Annotated in this window: 1 protein-coding gene; it reads left to right on the plus strand. The window is 55.2% G+C overall.

Features of this window, described 5'->3' with window-relative positions; all coding sequences use genetic code 11:
- Positions 1 to 435, plus strand: a 435-nt coding sequence (locus tag RM425_RS21540) for an aminotransferase class IV (RefSeq protein WP_311347276.1), incomplete at both ends; no start/stop codon positions are given.

Genomic DNA, 435 nt, shown 5'->3' on the forward strand with positions numbered 1-435 from the left:
TATTTTGGCTTCCCCCGTCGGCGACTATTTCAAAGTCGGCTCGCCCGTGAAAATCTTGGTGGAAACCGAACACATCCGCTGCGCCCCGCATATGGGCCGCGTCAAATGCGGCGGCAACTACGCTTCCGCCATGCACTGGTTGCTGAAGGCGAAAGCCGAATACGGCGCAAATCAAGTCCTGTTCTGCCCGAACGGCGACGTTCAGGAAACCGGCGCATCCAACTTTATCCTGATTAACGGCGATGAAATCATTACCAAACCGTTGACAGACGAATTCCTGCACGGCGTTACCCGCGATTCCGTGCTGACTGTCGCCAAAGATTTGGGCTATACCGTCAGCGAACGTAATTTCACGGTTGACGAACTGAAAGCTGCTGTGGAAAACGGTGCGGAAGCGATTTTGACCGGTACGGCCGCCGTCATCTCGCCCGTTAC

Origin of the sequence: Blastococcus goldschmidtiae (assembly GCF_031845325.1) — a bacterium.
In the GTDB taxonomy this organism is placed as follows: domain Bacteria; phylum Actinomycetota; class Actinomycetes; order Mycobacteriales; family Geodermatophilaceae; genus Blastococcus; species Blastococcus goldschmidtiae.